The organism is Pacificimonas sp. ICDLI1SI03 (genome assembly GCF_054740865.1).
Genome location: NZ_JBSQAU010000001.1, coordinates 2,041,371 through 2,061,420, shown reverse-complemented (window position 1 = coordinate 2,061,420; position 20,050 = coordinate 2,041,371). Strand labels below are relative to the sequence as shown.

Below are 20,050 nucleotides of genomic sequence, written 5' to 3'. Positions count from 1 at the left end.
CATGGGTGTCAACCAGATTTAACCTGCGGGCTTGCCATTATATCGAAATCGATATAACTGTAGGAGGCGGGGAGATTGGTATGGTGTCTGTGGCGAGCGAAAAAGCGTACTTAATCGAGAATGGCCGACTCTTCGATGGGGTGTCGGAGGCAGAGCAGCATCTGGCTATTGCGTTCGACGGCGAAATCCGGGCTCTGGGTGATGACGCCTCCAAGTGGGCGGAGGGTCGCGAAAATCTGGAGCGGATAGATGCGTCGGGACGAACGGTCATGCCGGGCCTCATCGATGCGCACTGTCACATCAGCTTCGATGAGCCGAGCAGTAATGACGAGTTGTTTTTCCACCGCCGGGAGGGGCTGGCAGCGATTGTCGCTGCCTATAATGCGCGAAAGATCCTGCGTGCCGGTGTTACGACTATCCTGGATGCAGATACGATCTTCAATGTGTCTCTCGATTTGCGCGATGCGATTGAAGGTGGTGTCGCGGAGGGGCCGCGGATGGCCTGCGGCGGAAACGCTCTGTTCACGTCCGTGGGCGGCACGGCCGGATTGCTGGTCCCCGACGAGGGGGCAATCGGATACCTAAGGGTTACACGCACGCGTGATGAAATCGTCGCTGAAATACGCCGACAGGCAAAGAACGGGGTCGACTGGATCAAGATCCATGTGACGGGACTGATCCCGCGCCAGCGCGCCAGCGGCGAAATTCAGGTCTGGAACTACGACGAATTGCGATTGGCGGCGGATACGGCCCACGAACTGGGACTCCCGATCGTTGGCCATTGCCGCAATGCAACGAGTGCCCGAGACTGTGCATTGGCGGGTTTCGATATGATCCTGCATGCGACCTATATGGATGACGAGGCGCTGAAGGCGGTCATCGATTCCAAGATACCCATTGTTCCCACACTCACTTTTCAGGCCGTCCTGGCCGATCATGGAGAGGGGGCTGGTGCGAGCCCATATCTGCAGGAACTTTTTGCTCGCGAAGTAGCCGAAAGCACCAAGGCGTTACGAAGCGCCTATGATGCAGGTGTGCCGATCATCTGTGGAAGTGAGAGCGGCTTTTCCATAACGCCCTATGGGGAGTGGCATTGGCGCGAGCTGCAAGTGCTGGTCGATAATATGGGCCTCACCCCGGCGCAGGCATTAAGGTGTGCCACCAGCGAAAGCGCTCGCGTTCTCGGCTTCGGCGACAGGGTGGGGACCCTGGAAACGGGCAAGGCGGCAGACATCATCGTCGTGGACGGAAATCCGCTGGAGAGTGTCAATATTTTCGAACGGGATGATGCCATCGTCCATGTTTTCAAGGACGGCAAAGCCGTCGATCTCGCCACCCCCTTGCCGCCGCGTGGCAACCTTCCGTCCTGGCGCGTGTCCAGCTACTCTCAAACGATCATCACGCGCGCTGCCACGAAAAATTATGCCGGAGTTTGAACAGGTGGCGCGGCAACACGAAGTGAACACGGTCGAAGATTGCACCTTTGTACTTAAGGACCGCAACCTACGCCAGGCGCTCTACGACGAAGCCGGCATGATGATGGCTCATTCCCTGGTAAACCTGCACGGTAAAGAACATCGTGAACGCCGTAATGCCGAAGCGAAGATATTTCGAAAGCCGGTGTTCCTGGAATATGAGAGGAAGGTTCTTCCCCGTACCTTGCAAGAAACGATCGCGCCGTTTTTGGCGCGCGGGAAGGGTGATCTGGTCGATCTGGGCTATCGAATTATGATGAATCTGACGGTCGATTTTGCCGGAATCGACCGTCCGGAACGTAGCGCAGAAGAAACCGAATTTCTGGTGCATTTGCTGAAGGAATTTAGTCTCGCGCCTTCCCTGGGACAGTCGCGCAGCGAGGATATCTCTGAAAAAAAGACGCGTATCCGGAAGGCGATGAGGGAATTCGACAAGGATTTCCTGAGCAAGTCGATTGCCCGGCGAAGCGCACTTGTCGAAAAATATAAAGTCGGTGAGCTGGAAGAGGCAGAGCTGCCGCGTGATGTTTTGACCGCGCTACTCCTCGCACAAGACAAGCTGAATATGAGCGAAGAGGAATTTCTGCAGGAAGGAATTTTTTACGCGCTGGCCGGCGCTCATACGACGGTCCACTCGCTTACCCATGCTTTGCATGAAGTGCTGACGTGGATGGAAACGCATCCCGAAGACAGGGCTCGGCTACGCGATGATCCATTCTTTGTGCAGCAATGTGTTTTTGAAAGTCTGCGCCTGCACCCGTCCAGCCCGGTGGCAAAGCGGCGCGCGCTTTGTCCGGTACACCTGCCAGACGACGAGCGGGCGGACGAGGGCGATACCGTCGTCGCTAATCTTTATCTGGCAAATCGCGACGAGAATATTTTCGGGCCGGACGCGGACCGTTTCAATCCACATCGGCATGTTGCTGAAAACGTCGCCCCGCATGGGGTTTCGATGGGCCTGGGAATGCATGCCTGCCTGGGCAGAAATTTGGCGATCGGCGTAGAGCCGCGCCCAAATTCGGCGCCCGAAGATCATCAATACGGTATCGTGCCCCTGATTGTAAAAGCCCTTTTAGAATTCGGAGTGCAAAAGGATCCCGCCGGCATCGCGAAGAAAGATGAAGGTATCACGCGCATAACATGGGCTGAATATCCTATTCTGTTCCAGGTTGAAGGGACGGCAATATAAAATGATTAAACGTTTGCAAAAATACCGCGACTGTGAAGCAGCGCTGCGTAATCGAGATTTGAAGCAAGCACTTTACGATGCCGGTAAAGTCGTGATGGATGGCGTTCTTCTTACCCTGCATGGTGAAGAGCACTCCAAGAGACGTGAAATCGAGATCCGAGTTTTCCGTCGTAATTTCTTCAAGCATTATGAAAAAGACGTGTTCCCCGTCACACTGAAGCAAACACTGGAGCCGTTTATCGAGAATGGCGAGTCGGATCTGATCGAGCTTGGATATCGACTAACCGTCAATCTGACCGCCGACTTCGCAGGCATCGACCGCCCGCTGCGTACGAAGCAAGAGACGGAAGACCTGGTTCGGATCACGAAGAAGCTCAGCGAAGGCGCGACAATGGTTCATTCCACCCGCGACCCGGAGGAACTTTCGACTGAAGTTAAACAGGCACTGAGCGATCTGGATGCCAATTTCTTCAGTGCGTCGCTCGAGCGTCGCGAGAATCTAATTCGCCAAGTCGAAGAGGAATCGGCGGAAGCGGACGTGTTGCCGCGAGACGTTCTGACAGTCATCCTGCGGGGCCGGGATGAGTTGCAGATCGACCGTGAACAGCAGCTGCGTGAAATTGCGTTCTATCTTCAGGCTGGATCGCATTCGACGGCGAACTCGGTGGTTCATGCCATTGACGAGATCCTGAAATGGGCAGGTGACGACGAAGCCCGCTGGAAGCGGTTGGAGAGCCCAGCGTTCATTCAACGCTGCGTCCATGAAAGTCTGCGGCTTCATCCGGCAAGCCCGGAAGCGTGGCGACGCCCAACCCATGACACCCACGTCCAGGGAGCAGGCGACATTTCAGCCGAAGACCGAGTAGAACTCGATTTATTTTCGGCCAATCGCGATTCCTCTATTTTCGGCGCAGATGCCGACCGCTTCAATCCCGACCGCGAAATCCCTGTCGGAGTTATGCCCTCTGGTCTCGCTTTTGGCATTGGCCTCCATACTTGCTTGGGCCGAGAACTGGACGGTGGGGTGCTGGCAAAGCAGGGGGCGGATCCTGAGAAGCTGCACTATGGCATCGTGCCACTGGTCGTGATCGAATTACTCGGTCGCGGTGTGCGACGCGCACCGGATGACGCGGCTTTGGTTGATCCGGCCACGTCCCGACCGAATTATAAATATTATCCCGTAACATTTTCCGAGGTTGAGTGATGACACGTACCGCACTGGTAACAGGGGGAGCACAGGGCATTGGTGCTGAAATTGTTTCGACGCTTGCAGGTCGTGGCTATCGCGTAGCCATATTGGACCTGGACGAAGAACTGACCACGAAGGCTGCAGATGCAGTTGAGGGCGCTATGGCATTGCCATGCGACATTTCTGATGCCGATGCAGTGGAAGCGGCGTTTGAATCGCTTCAATTTGTGCCGGACCTTATCGTGAATAATGCCGGGATCGTGCGATTTGGGCTGTTGCACGAACAGAGCCTGGAAGATTTTCGCAAAGTCGTCGCCGTCAATTTGACCGGCGTATATATCGTTACATGCGCCGGCGTGCGCCGCATGCTTGAACGCGGCTCAGGCCATGTCATCTCGCTTACGTCGATCAACGCCTATGGTCCGGGGCCCGGCTCTGGCGCTTATCCCGCGACAAAATCGGGTGTGCTGCAATTGATGCGGCAATTCAGCCTGGAATATGGCGAAAGCGGCCTACGCTTCAATTCCATTGCACCTGGATTCATCGATGGCGGGATGTCCACGCCAATTTATGCCGACCCCAAGGTACGCGCCGCACGCGGTGGCGGCGTGCCGCTGAAGCGGCTTGGCAAGCCTTCGGACATTGCAGAGGCAGTCGCATTCCTGGATTCGGAGGCCGGTGGCTATATCAACGGGCACGACCTTGTCATCGATGGCGGCGTCACCAATGCGGTTCTCAAGAACCTTCCTCGCACCTGATGCCGAAAACCCGTCGCTGCGTCCTGCTTGCAGGAGGATATTCCCACCCTTTTGAGGAGACGGGCGCCGCGCTCGCGCAGATGACCGCCGCCAGCGGCTGGATTGTCGATCAGTTTTCAAACCCGGAGCAGGCCGTTGATGCACTGTCTGAGGAGACGGATCTGCTCGTCGTCAACGCGCTTTTCTGGTCGATGACGCAGCATGAAAAGTACGAACCCGATCGCGCAGCGTGGGCGCACCATCTGCGCGATCAGGACCTCGCGGCAATATCCGATCACGTTAAATCGGGCGGCTCCTTATTGGCGGTGCATACCTCGGTAATTTGCTGGGATACCCAACCGGGATGGATCGACCTGCTGGGAGGGGGGTGGCGTTGGGGTCAATCCTACCACCCACCGATGGGAAAAGCTGAGATACGCTTGACTGGGAACGGTCGCAAACTGAGCGACGGTCCGGACCAGTTTACCTTGCTTGATGAGGTCTATCATGCCCTCTCGCCGAAGAGCGATTGTCAGATTTTGGCGGAAGGTGTGGCGGAAGGTGAACCTCAACCGGTCGCCTGGCTTCGTGAGAATGGGGCAGGCCTGGTCGGGGTCGATGCCCTAGGTCACGATTCCCGATCATTGACCGATCCAGGTCATGCCGGACTCGTCAGGGGAATGCTGAATATTTTTTGGAGGCGCGGCGTAGAGACGACGCGCGAAGCCAGGGTCTGAGCAGAAAGAGAGACTGATGCGTACAACTGAAGGGGCAAGTGTCCTGATCACCGGCGGCGGTTCTGGCCTGGGCGAGGCTACGGCACGCTTCCTCGTAGCGCGGGGAGCAAAGGTCACGATCACCGGCAGGCGCGAAGAAAAGCTGAAGTCTGTGGCAGAAGACATTGGCTGCAACTGGATAGCGGGCGATGTCGCATCCGCAGAAGATCGCCAGCGTATGATCGACGGTACCGTTGAATATGGTGGAGGGATCGATGCGCTGGTCAACAATGCTGGCAATATGTACCGGGGAGCTCTTGAGACTTTGGACGAGCAGAAATTGCTCGATGTCTTCCATACCAATGTTGTCGGCGCGATGATGCTGACGGCGCTGGCTTCCCCACATCTCGAAAAGAAAGCAGGATCGGTTCTGTTCATGGGATCGAGCCACGTGCGGCGGGCCTGGCCTGGCGCCTCGCCCTATGCCGCGACGAAAGCGGCGGTCATGACGCTCACTCAGGTTTTGGCGGCCGAATTGGGGCCGAGAGAGATACGGGTGAATTGCATTGTGCCGGGTGGCGTCGTCACGGAAATCAACGTGCGCGCGGGATTGCTATCGGAAAAGGAGGCTCATGCACGCCAGGCCTCTATGGCTTCCCTGCAGGCAATGGATCGGCTTGGCACGGGAGAAGATATCGCCCAGGCAGTAGAGTATTTCATGAACGCCGATTGGGTAACGGGTGCAATTTTGGACGTCGATGGGGGGTTGGGGCTGGGCGTATCCCGCGACTGACGCGGCTTACTTCTTGAGCCGAAGGAGCCGCCGGGCATTTTGAGCCAGCGGTATATCTATCTTGGGTATTTCGAATTTCTCCGGCGCATCCCAGCCCGCAAAATTCGTGCCGTAGACGAGTTGCGAAGTCCCGACACGTTCCGCCAGCAATTCGACGGCGCGATCGTCGTGCATATGAATGTCAAACCACAAGCGTTGCGCCATGCGCTTGAAAGCGCCTTCGTGCCTCAAATGCTCGGGTACCCAGCGCCGCATGTGTGCCGCATGTTCCAGCCGACCCCAAATCAGGGAAAGTGCCCCCCCACCATGGCTAATGCAAATATCAATTTCCGGATGCCGATATAGTACGCCGCCGAAAATCAGCGTTGCTGCTGCAATTGTTTCCTGCATTGTAAAGCCCGCCAGAATGTCGAGCTCATACTTCTTGAGTGCAGGACTGCCGTCGGGTCCGTCAATTCCGGCAGGCGCCGGGTGCAGGAACAGCGGCACGTCCAGCTCTACAACCTTCGTGTAGAATGCATCCATGTCTTCAGCGTCCAACCCGCCGGGCAAGTCGGTGCCAATATAGGCAGCGCTAAGGCCCAGTTCGCTAACTGAACGCTCCAATTCTTCAATTGCAGCAGGAATATCCTGCATTGGAAGCGCCGCCGCCCCCCCAAGCCGATCAGGACAATCGGCCACGAGCCGAGCCATTGCATCATTATGGCGCCGACAGAAGCGGACAGCGTCAGGAACTGGAACATAGTGAAAATAAGTCAGAGGATTGGGGGAAAGCAGCTGATAACTGATCCCGCTGCGGTCCATCGCCGCGAGCCTTATTTCAGGGCTCATAAAGGCGCTGCCGCGATATTTTACGTTACGTAGCTGGTATTCCCCTATACGAAAAACCGGCGTTCCATCCGCTTCTTCATACAGAAAAGGGCCAAAGTCCCCGGCCTGTTCAAATGTGTCCTCTAATACCGCGTGAGCATGCACATCGATTACGTCAGTGGAAGTTTTCACAGTCACATCATTCCTCTAACTAAGCCGCCGTCGACCTGTATTGCGGTACCAGTGATATAGCTGGCCGCGTCGGAGGCGAGAAAAACAGCAAGGTTAGCTATCTCATCAGCTTCACCCATGCGGCCAAGAGGAATCTCATCAGTTATCGACTTCTGAACGTCGTCTATCGATAAACCCTCTTTTTCGGCACGCTGGTCGAGAATATTGTCCATCCGTGCCGTCCGCGTCCATCCTGGGCAAACCGTATTGACAAGTATATTGTCGCAACCAACCTGGTCAGCCAATGTCTTGGCCCAGCCCAATACTGCTGGACGCAAACTGTTCGAAAGCGACAGTCCGGGTATCTGATGCTTAACGCCATAGGACGAGATGTTGATGATCCGTCCCCAGCGCTGAGTCCGCATGTCGTCGATAACAAGGTCGGTCGTACGGACGGCCGACATCAATGTGAGTTCCACGGCCGCGTACCAGTCGGCCTCGTCGAGGCTGGAGAGGGCGCCTGCACGGGGCCCTCCCGCATTGTTCACCAGAATCTCTATCGGCCCAAAAGCATGCCGGACTCGCTCCACGGCAGCCGCAATATCGCTTTTGCTGGTAACATCTGCCTGTAGCGCGAGTGATCCTGGCATTGTTTCGGAAGCCTTTGCCAAGCGTTCCGGATCCCGAGCGCAAATGGCGATCTTGGCCCCCTCTCTATGGAGGCCCTGCGCAGTGGCCAGGCCGATACCGTCACTGCCGGCCATGACAAGGGCAACGCGCCCTTCGATTCCGAGCTTCATAGCCCTTTCTCCTGCGCGAATTGTGCTCTGTAGCTAGCAAGATCGAAATAATCGCGCCATTCGACGATCTGGCCGTCGGCAATTTCGAACGCCCCCATGATAGGCAGGGTGGCTGACTTTCCGTTTCGAACGAGGTGATCGACCCGCTCTGTCAGTACGATATTTTCGCTGACTGAAATGTTGAGAAGTTCCCACTTCATCTCTTCGAACGGGCCGGCGCCCCGGATATAGTCCATGACGGCCGCCTTGCTGCGGATTACAGGCAGGGGACCGTTGCGATAAACGACATTCTCAGCGAGGAGCGCCTCAATCTGTAGCATGTCGAGGCGTGACCATGCTGCGCAGAAGGCCCTGACCGCGGCAAGCGCCTCAGCTTCAGAAGTGCAGCCTGTCCCCATCAGGTGACTGCCTGCACATGCTTGTTCAAAATAGATTCCAAAAACATATATGGATCAATCCGCCGGATATTTTGTTTGAAATTCTTGCCACGTGGGCAAGTTCTCTGGATAGTCGGCTTCTTTTGCGATGCCATTGACGACTACGCGTTTGTCTTGATTTAGGCCATTGGCGTATTCTGTTGCTGGCACATAATAGAGATAGTGAATCGTTCTCTTCGCAAAGCGCCATAATCCATTTTGGCGCCCGTAGACGTCGTCGTATTTCATTGCTGCCAGGCTCACCGTCCCGCGGACCGTGGTTTCCGCATGGCTCAGCACCAACCCTGTGGCGCGGTCCGGATCATCTGGGTCAAAGCGAACGAAATTGTCATGAGTCCAGTGGAATGCCGGGCCGCGACTTTGAAATGTGCTGATAAAAAACTCTTTGATCGCAGCGCGGCCTACCGCTTCAACCGTGCCACTAAAAGAACGAAACTCGGCATCCTCAGAGAACAAACTTTCAAGGCGGAGTATATCGTGCTCATCGCATGCAATGGCATATGAACTTACAAGCTCTGAAATAGCGTTGCGAGCCTCAAGTTTTTCTACTCTTTTGGCAATGTCTTCCAGGGAATTCACGTCTGCAAATCCTCGGGACTGGAAAGCATCAGCCGGTCAATCCATGTGTGGTAATGCTGAAGCCCCGGCTCATTTCGTCCAAAAATGAACTTGTCATTAGCGCCGGAACCTAGTCCAGCCTGGATCGTCGAAACGATTGCATAGTCTTCGTCACGAACTGCTTGAAGTGTCATCAAGCTGAAATTGTCTACCGCCTCTTTCTGCTGATCGCTTTCAGGGGCGGAAGAGGCCAGAAGGAATTGCCGAGTTATAGTCCTGTCCGGCGTTGCGGCGGGCCATACCTGGCTGAATAAACAATGATCCCCCAATACTCCCGAAATAGAAAGATTGGGAAAGACCGAGTGGATCATGCGAATAAAATTACCGCCTTCGCCTTTTGGAACCTCTTTTTCTTTCAGTTCTTTTAGATTTGGCCGGGCAAAGGTGAGCCGCTGATGCGGTCCGTATGTGTCATGGACTAGTAAGTTGCCGATCGTGTGCATTCCGACCGTGGTCCGATGTACGCTGTCATGGTGATAAACTTCGAGATATCCATCAAGCGTAGCCTTCCACCCCGGACTTTCGAGCTCGCGAACTTCCGTGAGAAAAAGCTGGTCCAGTCGTAGAGATGCCAGACGGTCGCCCATGTCTCCGAGCCACTCATCAATGTTAAACTCATGCCCCGGCGTGAGAGTGGCGAAGATAACGCCATGCCGCTCTGCACAGTTCAGTCGGGTCAGGGAATGCGCGCCACGGTCGAGGTCGCCGAAGGACTTTTCGCCATATATGCCCGTTAGCTGGCCGTCATTATCATACACCCACGCGTGGTATGGGCAGGCGAACTTGCGCTGTTTGCCGGCGCCGTCTGAACAAACGCGCGCGCCGCGGTGCCGACAAACGTTGAGAAACACATTTATCTCACCCTCGCCATTCCGCGTGATCAGCAGCGGCTGCCCCATTATGGTGCGGGCAAGATAGCTCCCTGATTCCGGGACCTCTATCGACAGCGCGATGGAAACGGGCAGCGTGCCGAAAATGCGCTGACATTCGCGTTGATAGCGTTCGGGATCCAGATACGCGGAAACTGGGATTTCCATCTGGTCCGGGGCGCGGTCGGTCGTCCCTTCACGCAGATGTACAAGCGCGCGTTTCGCAAGAGCGTCATATGTCGGTTGCAAATTCTGCGGATCAGTCATTTCTGCTTGTCCTGTTCTATTTGGAAAATGCAGGCACCCCGATGACATCTTGCACGGATCACAGAGACGCTTGCTCGTCTTCTTGTTCTTCTTCGATCCTCACCTCAAGGCGACGGAGATTTCCGGAAAAATCGCTTTGCCGCACGCGATAATCATCATTGATCGCGGTAATCGTGTCGGTGCCCACATCGAATCCGTCAGTGTGCGAAATCCAGATTGGCAAAGTGGCACCCACGCGACCTGAGGCCACGTCTCGACCGTCGACAGAGAGAGTGACATCACCTCCCCCGCTCGGCTCGCCATCAAATGCGAAGTGCATCTCCAGGCGATGCCTGCCTGCCCCTATCCTCTCTTCGGAACGAATTGAGTAAACCCGAGGCGGGATGGCATTATAAGTGAAGACGGGCTGACCGTTGATCAGGTAAAGCGCGTAACCGCCAAATTTTCCGCCCTGAGTTACCAACACCCCGTTTGCCGGATCATCGCCGAGTTCAATATCTGCGGTAATGCGCCAGGACTTGCCAATGGTCGGGGGGGCCGCGCTTTCAGGAACGCGCGTGATGACGTCCTGATATACGAAAGACGTGCGCCCATCGGATTGAACCGGCTTACCCGCCACACCCTCCAGGGCGTCACGTACAGGCAGGATGTTGGATTTTTCAGCCTCCGCCCAGAACAAGTCCTTCATATATTCCAGTTTTTCCGGGTGGCGTTTCGCCAAATCAGCCGTTTGGCTGTAGTCCTCAGCGAGGTTGTAAAGTTCCCAATTACGTTCGCTGACCGGGATTTTAGCTCCACGCGAGACGTCCCAAGCGGGCCGGGCGGGCGATGTTCCTGCCCACCAGCCCCGATCATAAATACCCAAGTTCGTAAACACTTCAAACACTTGGCGTTGGCGACGGGATTCGGCACCTGCGTCGTCAATCGTGTAGAGAAAGCTCAACCCGTCTACCGGCTTTTGCTCCACCCCATCGACTGTCTCGGGAATAGGCAGATTTGCCGCGTCCATTATCGTTGGCGCAACATCCGAAACAAACAGGAACTGCTCGCGCAATCCCGGCTTTTTAATGCGGTCTGGCCAACTGATCGCTAATCCGTTGCGGACTCCGCCAAGATGCGATGCGATCTGCTTGTACCAGGGAAAGGGGCTGTTGAGGGCCCAGCCCCATGCCGCAGGATAATTCGTGTAAAGGTCTGGCCCGCCAATCTTGTCGATATTCTGGATCAAAAAATCGAACGGCTCGTCAACCCGGTTGATCACCGACTGTTCGAATGCCAGCCCATTTAGCGAACCCTCAGCACTGCCGCCATTATCGCCTTGGATGAAGATAATCATTGTGTTGTCGAATTCGCCGCGATCCTTCAGTTCCTGAATAATGCGGCCGATTTGTGCGTCGGCGAAAGACAGGGACGCGGCATATGCTTCCATCAGTCGAGCCGCCACCTTCTGTTTGTCAGGTGAAAGGCTAGACCATGCCGGCAGTTGATCGGGCCGTGGTGCCAAGCGAGCATCGGCGGGAATCACGCCCATCTGCAACTGTCGCCGATAGGATCGTTCGCGAACAACATCCCACCCTTCATCAAATTCCCCACGAAATTTCTCGAGCCAGTCTTTTGGCGCATGGTGGGGAGTGTGGGCGCTCCCGGGGGCGTAATAAACGAAGAAGGGGTTTTGCGGTGCAACTTCGCGCTGACGACCTATCCATGCGATGGCCTTATCCGCCAAGTCCTGATCGAGGATATAATCCGGTCCGCGGTCTGAAACATCGATGGGATTAAGATTTTCAAACAACCCCGGTTCGAACTGACTAGTATCTGCCGACAAGAAGCCATAGAAATACTGGAACCCCATTCCAGTGGGCCATCTGTCAAATGGGCCCGTGGCACTCATTTCCCACTCTGGGACGAGATGGGATTTCCCGAACATGGCCGTATTATAACCGCCGTCAGTTAGCCAGCGGGCCACAGTGGCTGCGGAATCGGGGATCACGCTCGTATAGCCAGGATATCCCGCAGGGCGCTGCGGGGTCGCTCCCATCCCCACCTGATGGGGGTTACGGCCCGTCAGCAGGGCTGCTCGCGTCGGCGAACACATGGCGGAATTGTGGTACCGATTAAATCTAAGTCCGCGCTCGGCGATCGAATCCAGCGCCGGCGTAGGAATGGGGCCGCCGAAGGTGCTTGAGGCGCCAAAGCCGACGTCGTCCGTCATGATGAGAAGGACGTTCGGGGCGCCTTCGGGCGCGCGCGGGCGCTCCGGCCATTGCGGCGGCGGAGCCTCTTGAACGGTCCGTGCCGGTCGCTGCTGTGCGACGAGGGGGGCAGAGAAAAATACAATAAAACAAGACAATAAGGACAGATAAAATCTGCGTTGTCCGCTCATTTTTTTCCGCTCCCCACGCAAGATCGTGCTTGCCATCAAAATTTATTTCGATATGAATAGATTTCTATGGACGCCCCTGAGAGGTGTCAAGAGCATTGGGGAGAAACAAAAATGCGTCAGATTCTGAATATCCTGGGCGGAAGTTCAATCATCGCGCTGGCCGCTCTCGCGCCGACGTCGGCCCTTGCGCAAGATGTTGAGGCTGAGACGGAAGCCAGTGAAGCTGAGCAGGGCGGTATCAACGAGATTATAGTTTATGCCCAGCGCAAGTCCCGGGGCGAAGAGCTGCAGGACGTGCCGATGGCAATAACCGCCGTAAATGCTCAGTCACTGGAGCAAGCCCATGCGGTCGATGTTCGCGATGTTGGCCGGATGGTCCCTAACGCTCAGTTAGATGGCGTAGGCACCTTTCCAGGTTTCGCAAATTTCTTCATGCGCGGCGTGGGTGTGTCCACCAGTGTCCGCTCCCTCGATCCTGCGGTGAACATTGTTCAGGACGGAATGGTAATCGGCTATCAAGCCGGCGCCGTTCTCGACACCTTTGATACCGAAAGCGTCGAGGTGCTGCGCGGTCCTCAGGGCGTTCTGTTTGGTCGGAATGCGTCCGGTGGTGTCGTCAGCCTGCGTTCCAAGCGCCCGACCGGTGACTTTGGTGCAGAAATGAAGTTGACCCTGGGCAATGCGGGAACCGTCGAGACGCGTACCGCTGTGGAGGGGGCGCTCGTTGAAGATCGGGTGATGGCAAGAATGGCCGTACTTACCCGAAACAACAACGGATTTTTCACGAATAATAACAATGGCTCATTCGTGGTGGTGCCGGGCAATCCCAATCCCACCGGCGCTGCTGCTGCGGAACATCCCGTCGAGAAGTTCCCTGAAACTAACGAGATCGTCGCCAAGAGCACCTGGGTTTTCAAACCCGGCGATACCACCACCTTCACCCTGCTTGGCCAGTATCTCAATTTTCGAGATGGCGGTGGTGCGACGAGAAGCTATTTTCCAGAAGGGGCGCCCCCGCGGCAGCTTCAGACGAGTTGGGGGTGGACGCCCGAACCCGGTAAATGGGAGACAAATCTCGGTACGACCGGGTACACTAACATCGAAGGCTTCCATGTTATTGGCGAGCTGGAACAGGATGTTGGCGCTGGCGTAGTTACGGCTTTAGGAGCGTATCGCGACATCAGTTATAATGCGACGCTCAACGTTGGCGGCGATCCCTTCGATGTACTGCTGTTTCCAGATAATGAAGAGGATGCGACGCAAAAAAGTCTGGAAGTGCGTTACAATGTCGATCTGAACGACCGGATTTCGCTTCTCGTAGGAGGTTTCTACTTCCACCTGGATTCGGATGTGTTCGAGAAGCGCTTGCAGAAGCTTCCCACTGACGCTGTCGACCGCCGCTATATTGTCAATATTTGGAACCAGGACACAAAATCATTTGCGTTTTTTGGCAATGTTGATTTTTCGGTCACCGATAGCCTGACTTTATCGGCTGGTGTGCGGTATAGTAAAGATACCAAGAAAATGCACATTGTGCCTTTAACGATTTGTCCTGGGCAGAGCTTCGATTCCTGTCCCCGCAATTTTCTAGACGCCGAGGAGTCGTGGGACGACGTTTCGCCAAGATTGGTCGCCAATTGGGAGGTCGTTCCCGATATTCGAGTTTTTGCAAGCTATTCGCGCGGTTATCGTGCCGGGAACTTCAACGCCCGCGCGCCCACGGCTGCAGGTGCGATCGTGCCGGCCAATCCTGAAAGTGTCTCGTCATTTGAAACTGGCGTGAAATCCGACCTTCTCGACGACACACTTCGTGTAAACGTCAACTATTTCTATCAGAAATACGACGAGATTCAGCGCCTTGTACAAACCCCGATCGAGGGAAGCTCTCCAGAGCAGCGACTATTCAACGCTGCTTCGGCTACCATTCAGGGCATCGAATTCGAAACGGCGTTCATGCCGGTATATGGGCTGCGGTTCGATGCAAACGTTGGCTATACCGATGCGCAATATGACTCCTTTGACAATTTGACGCTTCCGGCCGGGGTGAGCGTATCGGATCTGAAGTTTGATCGCGTTCCCAAATGGACCGCATTTGTAGGCTTCACCTATGACCTTGATGTAGGAAGAGACGATACTCTCTCGTTTCACTCCGGTTATTCATGGCGGTCGCACGTTTTTACCGACGTGAACAATGACCCGCTCCTTGAACAGGATTCCTATGGATTGCTTGATGCCAGCATAACATATGAGCACGATAACTGGACATTTGGCATTTTCGGACGAAATCTCGCAAATCAGGAGTTTGCCGAGATTAAATCCGCTGGTCTTGGGTATAACGCATTTGGCGGCACTCCCCGCTATTATGGCGCACAAATAGGAATGGAATTCTAAGTTTCCCTCAATCGCGCGGCGGCTAATTGTTATGGCCGCCGCGCCCAATACGGCTCTATGACGCGCACCGAGGTAAAAAACTTCATTCGGTAATTTGATTGTACCGAAATTTACTTGGTAGTTTGTACGCCCGACGTAAAAGACTAGATACTAAAGTGACCATATGACCAGGAAACTGGCGAGCTGATTGCGAAGGTTCCTATTCTTTATATCTGATCTGGCATGCGGTCGTAGACCAGGCGGAAGCCAACATTGCTCGAGCCGAGGCCCGGGTCTACACCTTGGCGAGCCGCTGGACGATATCGTTGACAGTAATTCGGCGCGCAAAGGTAGCTCCCCCCTTTCATCACACGGGTCGCTAGTTGGGAATTCACCCCATCGTAGGTACTCGTTTCGCTTGGTCCCCGCGGATTATCGCGATCGGCGGGGTTGTGGCCAGCAGCATAAAAATCGGCCGTCACCTCCCACACGTTCCCCACCATGTCGTAAAGTCCAAAGCCATTAGGTTTAAAACATCCGACCGGTGCAACTCCTTTGAAACCATCTGTGGCTTCGTTTTGCACGGGGAAAGCGCCCTGCCAGCTGTTTGCCCGTTCGGATGATGGCTGCCGGGTAGAATTGGATGGGTTTCCGCCCTTTGCTGCATATTCCCACTCTGCCTCGGTGGGAAGACGGCCGCCTGTCCATCTAGCGTATGCCACCATATCCTCCCACGCCAGATGGACGACCGGCTCATTCGGTTTGGCGTCCGGGCCGGTCGGTCCGGCAGGTTTGCGCCAATTGGCACCCGGAACGTAGGCCCACCAATCTTGAAAATCTCTTGAAGCAGATTGCGGTGGCGAAAAGACTGCCGAGCCCGGCTCAAGCATATGGGGCGGAATCTGGTCTGCCGGCACGCCGAATTGGTTCGGATCGACGGGCTTTTCGGCAAGAGTAATATGGCCGGTCTCATCCACGAAATTCGCAAACTGGCGATTGGTAACTTCATGTGGATCAATCCAAAAAGCGTCGACCCGTGTTTCTCTCTCAGGACCTTCTTCAGGATAAATATCGTCTTGTCCCATGACAAACTCTCCGCCCGCAAGGCGGATGGGTGTATCAGTCAAGGATGGGCAGGATTTCATGTTTTCGACGGTCAGCGCCTCTGAGTCTGCCGAAGGCGTCGTTTCGCTCGCGCAGGCCGAAATCATCAATGCAGCTAAAAACGAAAGAGATGTAGTCGTTTTAAAAGACAAGTATCCGCCCCTGCGCCGGAATGAAAATATCAATGATAACGCTAGTACTCGCAAATTGCCGAGTGAAAGGCAATGTAGGCGCTGGTCTCAGGAACGGGGGGGCGGCCCACGGTGCAGCCTGCGGACCCGGAACAGCTGTCATATTGGTGCCCGCGGCCGGAATCGAACCGGCATGGGAGAACCTCCCGAGGGATTTTAAGTCCCTTGCGTCTACCAATTCCGCCACGCGGGCACGGGGGGTATTAGGGGCGCGGTCGCCTCGCTAGCGCCGGGGCGGGGTCGCTGTCCAGCATCGACGAACATTGTCAGGGAACGCCAAGGCCATCTCGCGCGCTCTTGCCGCACGAAACAGGGAGAGCCACCGATGGAACGCGTTACCCGTCTGCAGACATTTGCCCGTATCGGATATTTGGCGAGGGGCATCGTCTATATTTTGCTTGGCTATTTCGCGCTGACGACGGCGGGCTCCGGCGGCACGACCGGCGTTCTGCAACAGATCGAGGAAATGCCCGCGGGCGCCATCCTGCTGGGCCTCGTCGGTATCGGCCTTCTGGGTTATGGTATTTTCCGCCTGTACGGCGCCATGATCGATTTGGAGGGGCATGGCACGGACGCCAAGGGGATCGGCACCAGGGTCGGCCATGCCGCCAGCGGTTTTGCACACCTGTTCCTGGGCTATTACGCCTTGTCAGCGGCCACCGGCACGGATTCTGGCGGCGGCGGCGGCAATACCGAGGGTGAAGCAGCGTCGACACTTGTGTCCATGCCCGGCGGAACATTCGTTCTGGGCCTGATCGGCATCGGGTTCCTGCTGGCCGCGCTCAATCAGGTGCGAAAGGCGATAAGCGGCAATTTCATGTACCTGCTGGACGCCGACGCGCCGAGCTTCACCAAGCATGTGGGACGCGCGGGCTATGCCGCCCGTGCCGTCGTTTTTGCCATTCTGGGCTGGACCATTGCGGGCGCGGCGTGGGGCGGCGACGCGTCCGAGGTTGGCGGCATCGGACAGGTGCTGAACGACCTGCGTGGTATGGGCTGGGCCTATCAGTTGGTTGCGGCGGGCCTGTTGCTGTTCGGCGTCTTCAGCCTGGTAATGGCACGCTATCGCACCATTCGCGACGAGGATGTTATTGCAAGATTAAAGGCGGAAGTCCGTAGCTAGCCGCCGCCAGTATCGTTAATGATCTGCAACATATGTGGACGCTGCATCAATTCCCTCTCTGCCCCTTTTCGCGCAAGGTGCGCATCGTCATGGCGGAAAAGGGCGTCGATTTTCAAATAGCGACCGAATATCCGTGGGAACGGTCGGACGCGCTGATGGATATGAACCGGGCGGGGCAGACGCCTGTCCTGACCGGCGAGCGGGTGGCGCCGATCCCGGATTCCATGGCGATCTGCGAATATTTCGAGGAAACGGTGGAAAAGGTGCCGCTGATGGGGTCCGGCCCCGCCGCGCGGGCGGAGGTCAGGCGGCTGACCGCCTGGTTCGACCAGAAATTCTATGCCGAGGCAGTCAATTTGCTGCTGGCCGAGCGGATGTACAAGCGCATCGTTCTAAAGGCGCCGCCCGATTCCGCGGCCCTGCGCGTGGCGGCGAAGGGCGTCGCGCAGCATCTCGATTATCTGGAATATCTGCTGGGCGAGCGGCGCTGGCTGGCAGGATCCAGCTTCAGCCTTGCCGACATCGCCGCCGTCGCGCAGCTGTCCGTTGCGGACTATCTGTCCGGCGTCGACTGGCGCGGGTTTCCCGACACGAAAACCTGGTATGCCACGGTCAAATCGCGCCGCAGCGTGCGCGCCTTGCTGCCAGAGCGGATGCAGGGGCTGAGCCCCCCCGCGCATTACGACAAGCTGGATTTCTGAAACGCGGTTTCCGGCCGCGATGACCCGCGACAGGTAAATTGTTCTCTTTTGCCGAAAGGTTCGGTAACCCGCTGCGCTGGCTGAGGGGGGCGAGGGGAATAAGATGACCACGGCAAATGCATCCGCCTATTGGCGCGCAAATTTACGGCTTCTCTGCGGCCTCTTGGCCGTCTGGTTTGCGGTATCGTTCGGGGCGGGCATTATTTTTCGCGATGCGCTGGACCGTTTCAATATCGGCGGCTACCCGCTGGGCTTCTGGTTCGCGCAGCAGGGGTCGATCTATGCCTTCGTGATCCTGATCTTCGTCTATGTCATCGCCATGCGGCGGCTGGACCGGAAGTTCGGGGCGGGCGAATAATGGCGACGCAGACGCTGATCTACATCTTCGTCGGGCTGAGTTTTGCGCTGTATATCGGTATCGCGCTGTGGTCGCGGGCAAAATCCACCAGCGAATTCTATGTGGCAGGTGGCGGCGTTCACCCGGTCGTCAACGGCATGGCGACGGCTGCCGACTGGATGTCGGCGGCCAGTTTTCTTTCGATGGCAGGCCTGATCGCCTTTCTGGGCTATGATGGCAGCGTCTATCTGATGGGCTGGACCGGCGGCTATGTGCTGCTGGCGCTGTTGCTGGCGCCTTATTTAAGGAAATTCGGACAGTTCACCGTGCCGGATTTCATTGGCACACGCTATTATTCCCGCACCGCCCGCGTAGTGGCGGTCGTCTGCCTGATCTTTGTCAGCTTTACCTATATCGCCGGACAGATGCGCGGGGTCGGCATCGTCTTTTCCCGCTTTTTGAATGTCCCTATCGATCTGGGCGTCGTCATCGGCATGGGGATCGTGTTCATCTATGCCGTCCTAGGCGGAATGAAGGGCATCACCTACACACAGGTGGCGCAATATTGCGTGTTGATCTTTGCCTATTTGGTCCCTGCGATCTTCATCAGCTTCATGGTTACCGGCAATCCGGTGCCGCAGCTGGGCCTGGGCAGCGAGGTGGCGGGTGAGGGCGTGTTCATGCTGCAGAAGCTGAACGCCACCCTGACCGATCTGGGGTTCGCCGAATATACGTCCGGCACGAAGTCGACGCTCGACGTTTTTTGCATCACTGCGGCCCTGATGGTGGGAACGGCGGGCCTGCCCCATGTCATCGTGCGGTTCTTTACCGTGCCGAAGGCGTCGGATGCGCGTATTTCGGCGGGCTGGGCGCTGGTTTTCATCGCCCTGCTTTACACGACGGCCCCCGCTGTCAGTGCTTTTGCGCGGCTGACCTTTACGGAGGCGGTGAACGAGACGGCCTATAGGGACCTGCCGACCTGGTTTTCCAACTGGGAAGCCAATGGCTTGATCGCCTTTGCCGACAAGAATGATGACGGTGTCGTCCAATATCGTGCCGGCGAGGCGCTGGAGGGCGCGCCGGCCTATACGGGCGCGGCGGGCGCATCGGGCGAACGCGGCGTCGCCAACCCGTCGGCCGGGGAGAATGAGGTGTTCGTTGATCGCGATATCATGGTGCTGGCCCTGCCGGAGATCGCGCAGCTGCCCGGGTGGGTCATCGCACTGGTTGCGGCGGGCGGCCTGGCGGCGGCGCTGTCGACGGCGGCGGGGCTTTTGCTGGTGATTTCCACGGCGGTCAGTCACGACCTGCTGAAGAAAACCTTTCGCCCCGATATTTCGGACCGAGGCGAACTGCGCGCCGCGCGCCTGGCCGCGACGGCGGCGATCCTGGTGGCGGGATTGCTGGGTATTTATCCGCCCGGTTGGGTCGCCGAGGTCGTCGCCTTTGCCTTTGGGCTGGCAGCGGCATCCTTGTTCCCGGCGATCCTGATGGGGATTTTTTCGCGCCGCATGAATCGGGAAGGGGCAATTGCGGGAATGGTCACCGGCCTGTTGTTCACCTTTGCCTATATCGTCTGGTTCAAATTTGCCGCGCCGGAAACGAATGACGCCGCCCACTGGTTGTTCGGCATTTCGCCTGAGGGGATCGGGGTTGTCGGCATGGTGCTGAATTTCGCAATTGCCGTTGCCGTCGCGCGCATGACCGCGCCGCCGCCGGAGGAAGTGGATTTGCTGGTGGATCGAATCCGCGTCCCGGAATGACGTGCGA

At 56.6% G+C, this 20,050-nt stretch carries 18 protein-coding genes and 1 tRNA gene; 11 read left to right on the top strand and 8 right to left on the bottom strand.

Features of this window, described 5'->3' with window-relative positions; all coding sequences use genetic code 11:
- Positions 1-89 precede the first annotated feature (89 nt).
- From ACSMXM_RS09990 to ACSMXM_RS09965, 6 genes are read left to right on the top strand one after another with little or no spacing between them, the layout of a single operon-like run.
- Positions 90-1,436: a metal-dependent hydrolase family protein gene (locus tag ACSMXM_RS09990; RefSeq protein ID WP_460315808.1), complete on the top strand. Its 1,347-nt coding sequence runs from the start codon at positions 90-92 to the stop codon at positions 1,434-1,436.
- Positions 1,423-2,664, top strand: a complete 1,242-nt coding sequence (locus tag ACSMXM_RS09985) for a cytochrome P450 (protein ID WP_460315806.1) — start codon at positions 1,423-1,425, stop codon at positions 2,662-2,664. Before ACSMXM_RS09990 ends, ACSMXM_RS09985 begins: the two co-directional genes overlap by 14 nt.
- Position 2,665: 1 nt before the next feature.
- On the top strand, positions 2,666-3,868 hold the full coding sequence (locus ACSMXM_RS09980; protein WP_460315805.1) for a cytochrome P450: 1,203 nt from the start codon (positions 2,666-2,668) through the stop codon (positions 3,866-3,868).
- Complete coding sequence (locus ACSMXM_RS09975) at positions 3,868-4,611, top strand: SDR family NAD(P)-dependent oxidoreductase (RefSeq protein ID WP_460315804.1); 744 nt, start codon at positions 3,868-3,870, stop codon at positions 4,609-4,611. The genes ACSMXM_RS09980 and ACSMXM_RS09975 overlap by 1 nt, the downstream gene beginning before the upstream one ends.
- Positions 4,611-5,327 carry a ThuA domain-containing protein gene (locus tag ACSMXM_RS09970; RefSeq protein WP_460315803.1) on the top strand — a complete coding sequence of 239 codons (717 nt, stop codon included), beginning with the start codon at positions 4,611-4,613 and terminating at the stop codon, positions 5,325-5,327. The genes ACSMXM_RS09975 and ACSMXM_RS09970 overlap by 1 nt, the downstream gene beginning before the upstream one ends.
- Before the next feature lie 16 nt (positions 5,328-5,343).
- Positions 5,344-6,099 carry an SDR family NAD(P)-dependent oxidoreductase gene (locus ACSMXM_RS09965; RefSeq protein ID WP_460315802.1) on the top strand — a complete coding sequence of 252 codons (756 nt, stop codon included), beginning with the start codon at positions 5,344-5,346 and terminating at the stop codon, positions 6,097-6,099.
- Positions 6,100-6,105: 6 nt separating this feature from the next.
- Here ACSMXM_RS09965 and ACSMXM_RS09960 read toward each other — a convergent pair whose 3' ends face one another.
- The 6 genes from ACSMXM_RS09960 to ACSMXM_RS09935 are packed head-to-tail and all read right to left on the bottom strand — an operon-like array spanning position 6,106 to position 12,490.
- A complete protein-coding gene (locus ACSMXM_RS09960) occupies positions 6,106-7,101 on the bottom strand; it encodes an amidohydrolase family protein (RefSeq protein WP_460315801.1) in 996 nt (331 codons plus the stop codon).
- A 2-nt stretch (positions 7,102-7,103) separates the two neighbouring features.
- Complete coding sequence (locus ACSMXM_RS09955) at positions 7,104-7,880, bottom strand: SDR family oxidoreductase (protein WP_460315799.1); 777 nt, start codon at positions 7,878-7,880, stop codon at positions 7,104-7,106.
- The gene (locus tag ACSMXM_RS09950; RefSeq protein WP_460315798.1) at positions 7,877-8,278 is read right to left on the bottom strand and encodes a limonene-1,2-epoxide hydrolase family protein; all 402 of its coding nucleotides are present in this window, start codon (positions 8,276-8,278) and stop codon (positions 7,877-7,879) included. The genes ACSMXM_RS09955 and ACSMXM_RS09950 overlap by 4 nt, the downstream gene beginning before the upstream one ends.
- A gap of 54 nt (positions 8,279-8,332) precedes the next feature.
- On the bottom strand, positions 8,333-8,896 hold the full coding sequence (locus tag ACSMXM_RS09945) for a nuclear transport factor 2 family protein (RefSeq protein WP_460315796.1): 564 nt from the start codon (positions 8,894-8,896) through the stop codon (positions 8,333-8,335).
- Positions 8,893-10,071, bottom strand: a complete 1,179-nt coding sequence (locus ACSMXM_RS09940; protein WP_460315795.1) for an aromatic ring-hydroxylating oxygenase subunit alpha — start codon at positions 10,069-10,071, stop codon at positions 8,893-8,895. Before ACSMXM_RS09940 ends, ACSMXM_RS09945 begins: the two co-directional genes overlap by 4 nt.
- A 58-nt stretch (positions 10,072-10,129) precedes the next feature.
- The gene (locus ACSMXM_RS09935) at positions 10,130-12,490 is read right to left on the bottom strand and encodes an arylsulfatase (RefSeq protein ID WP_460315793.1); all 2,361 of its coding nucleotides are present in this window, start codon (positions 12,488-12,490) and stop codon (positions 10,130-10,132) included.
- Positions 12,491-12,565: 75 nt separating this feature from the next.
- Here ACSMXM_RS09935 and ACSMXM_RS09930 point away from each other — a divergent pair, with 75 nt between their 5' ends.
- Positions 12,566-14,845: a TonB-dependent receptor gene (locus tag ACSMXM_RS09930; protein ID WP_460315792.1), complete on the top strand. Its 2,280-nt coding sequence runs from the start codon at positions 12,566-12,568 to the stop codon at positions 14,843-14,845.
- 206 nt (positions 14,846-15,051) lie between these two features.
- Here the strand turns inward: ACSMXM_RS09930 and ACSMXM_RS09925 are convergent, their stop codons facing one another.
- Complete coding sequence (locus ACSMXM_RS09925) at positions 15,052-16,080, bottom strand: formylglycine-generating enzyme family protein (protein ID WP_460315791.1); 1,029 nt, start codon at positions 16,078-16,080, stop codon at positions 15,052-15,054.
- 144 nt (positions 16,081-16,224) lie between these two features.
- Positions 16,225-16,312, bottom strand: a tRNA-Leu gene (locus ACSMXM_RS09920).
- 132 nt (positions 16,313-16,444) lie between these two features.
- Between ACSMXM_RS09920 and ACSMXM_RS09915 the strand changes: the two genes are divergently transcribed.
- The 4 genes from ACSMXM_RS09915 (at position 16,445) to ACSMXM_RS09900 (ending at position 20,043) form a co-directional block, all read left to right on the top strand.
- Entirely contained in the window at positions 16,445-17,242 is a 798-nt protein-coding gene (locus tag ACSMXM_RS09915; protein WP_460315790.1) for a DUF1206 domain-containing protein, read from the top strand.
- A 32-nt stretch (positions 17,243-17,274) separates the two neighbouring features.
- Positions 17,275-17,943, top strand: a complete 669-nt coding sequence (locus ACSMXM_RS09910; RefSeq protein ID WP_460315788.1) for a glutathione S-transferase family protein — start codon at positions 17,275-17,277, stop codon at positions 17,941-17,943.
- A 103-nt stretch (positions 17,944-18,046) separates the two neighbouring features.
- Positions 18,047-18,301: a DUF4212 domain-containing protein gene (locus ACSMXM_RS09905; protein ID WP_460315786.1), complete on the top strand. Its 255-nt coding sequence runs from the start codon at positions 18,047-18,049 to the stop codon at positions 18,299-18,301.
- A complete protein-coding gene (locus ACSMXM_RS09900; RefSeq protein WP_460315784.1) occupies positions 18,301-20,043 on the top strand; it encodes a sodium:solute symporter family protein in 1,743 nt (580 codons plus the stop codon). Before ACSMXM_RS09905 ends, ACSMXM_RS09900 begins: the two co-directional genes overlap by 1 nt.
- The last annotated feature ends 7 nt before the right edge of the window (positions 20,044-20,050 follow it).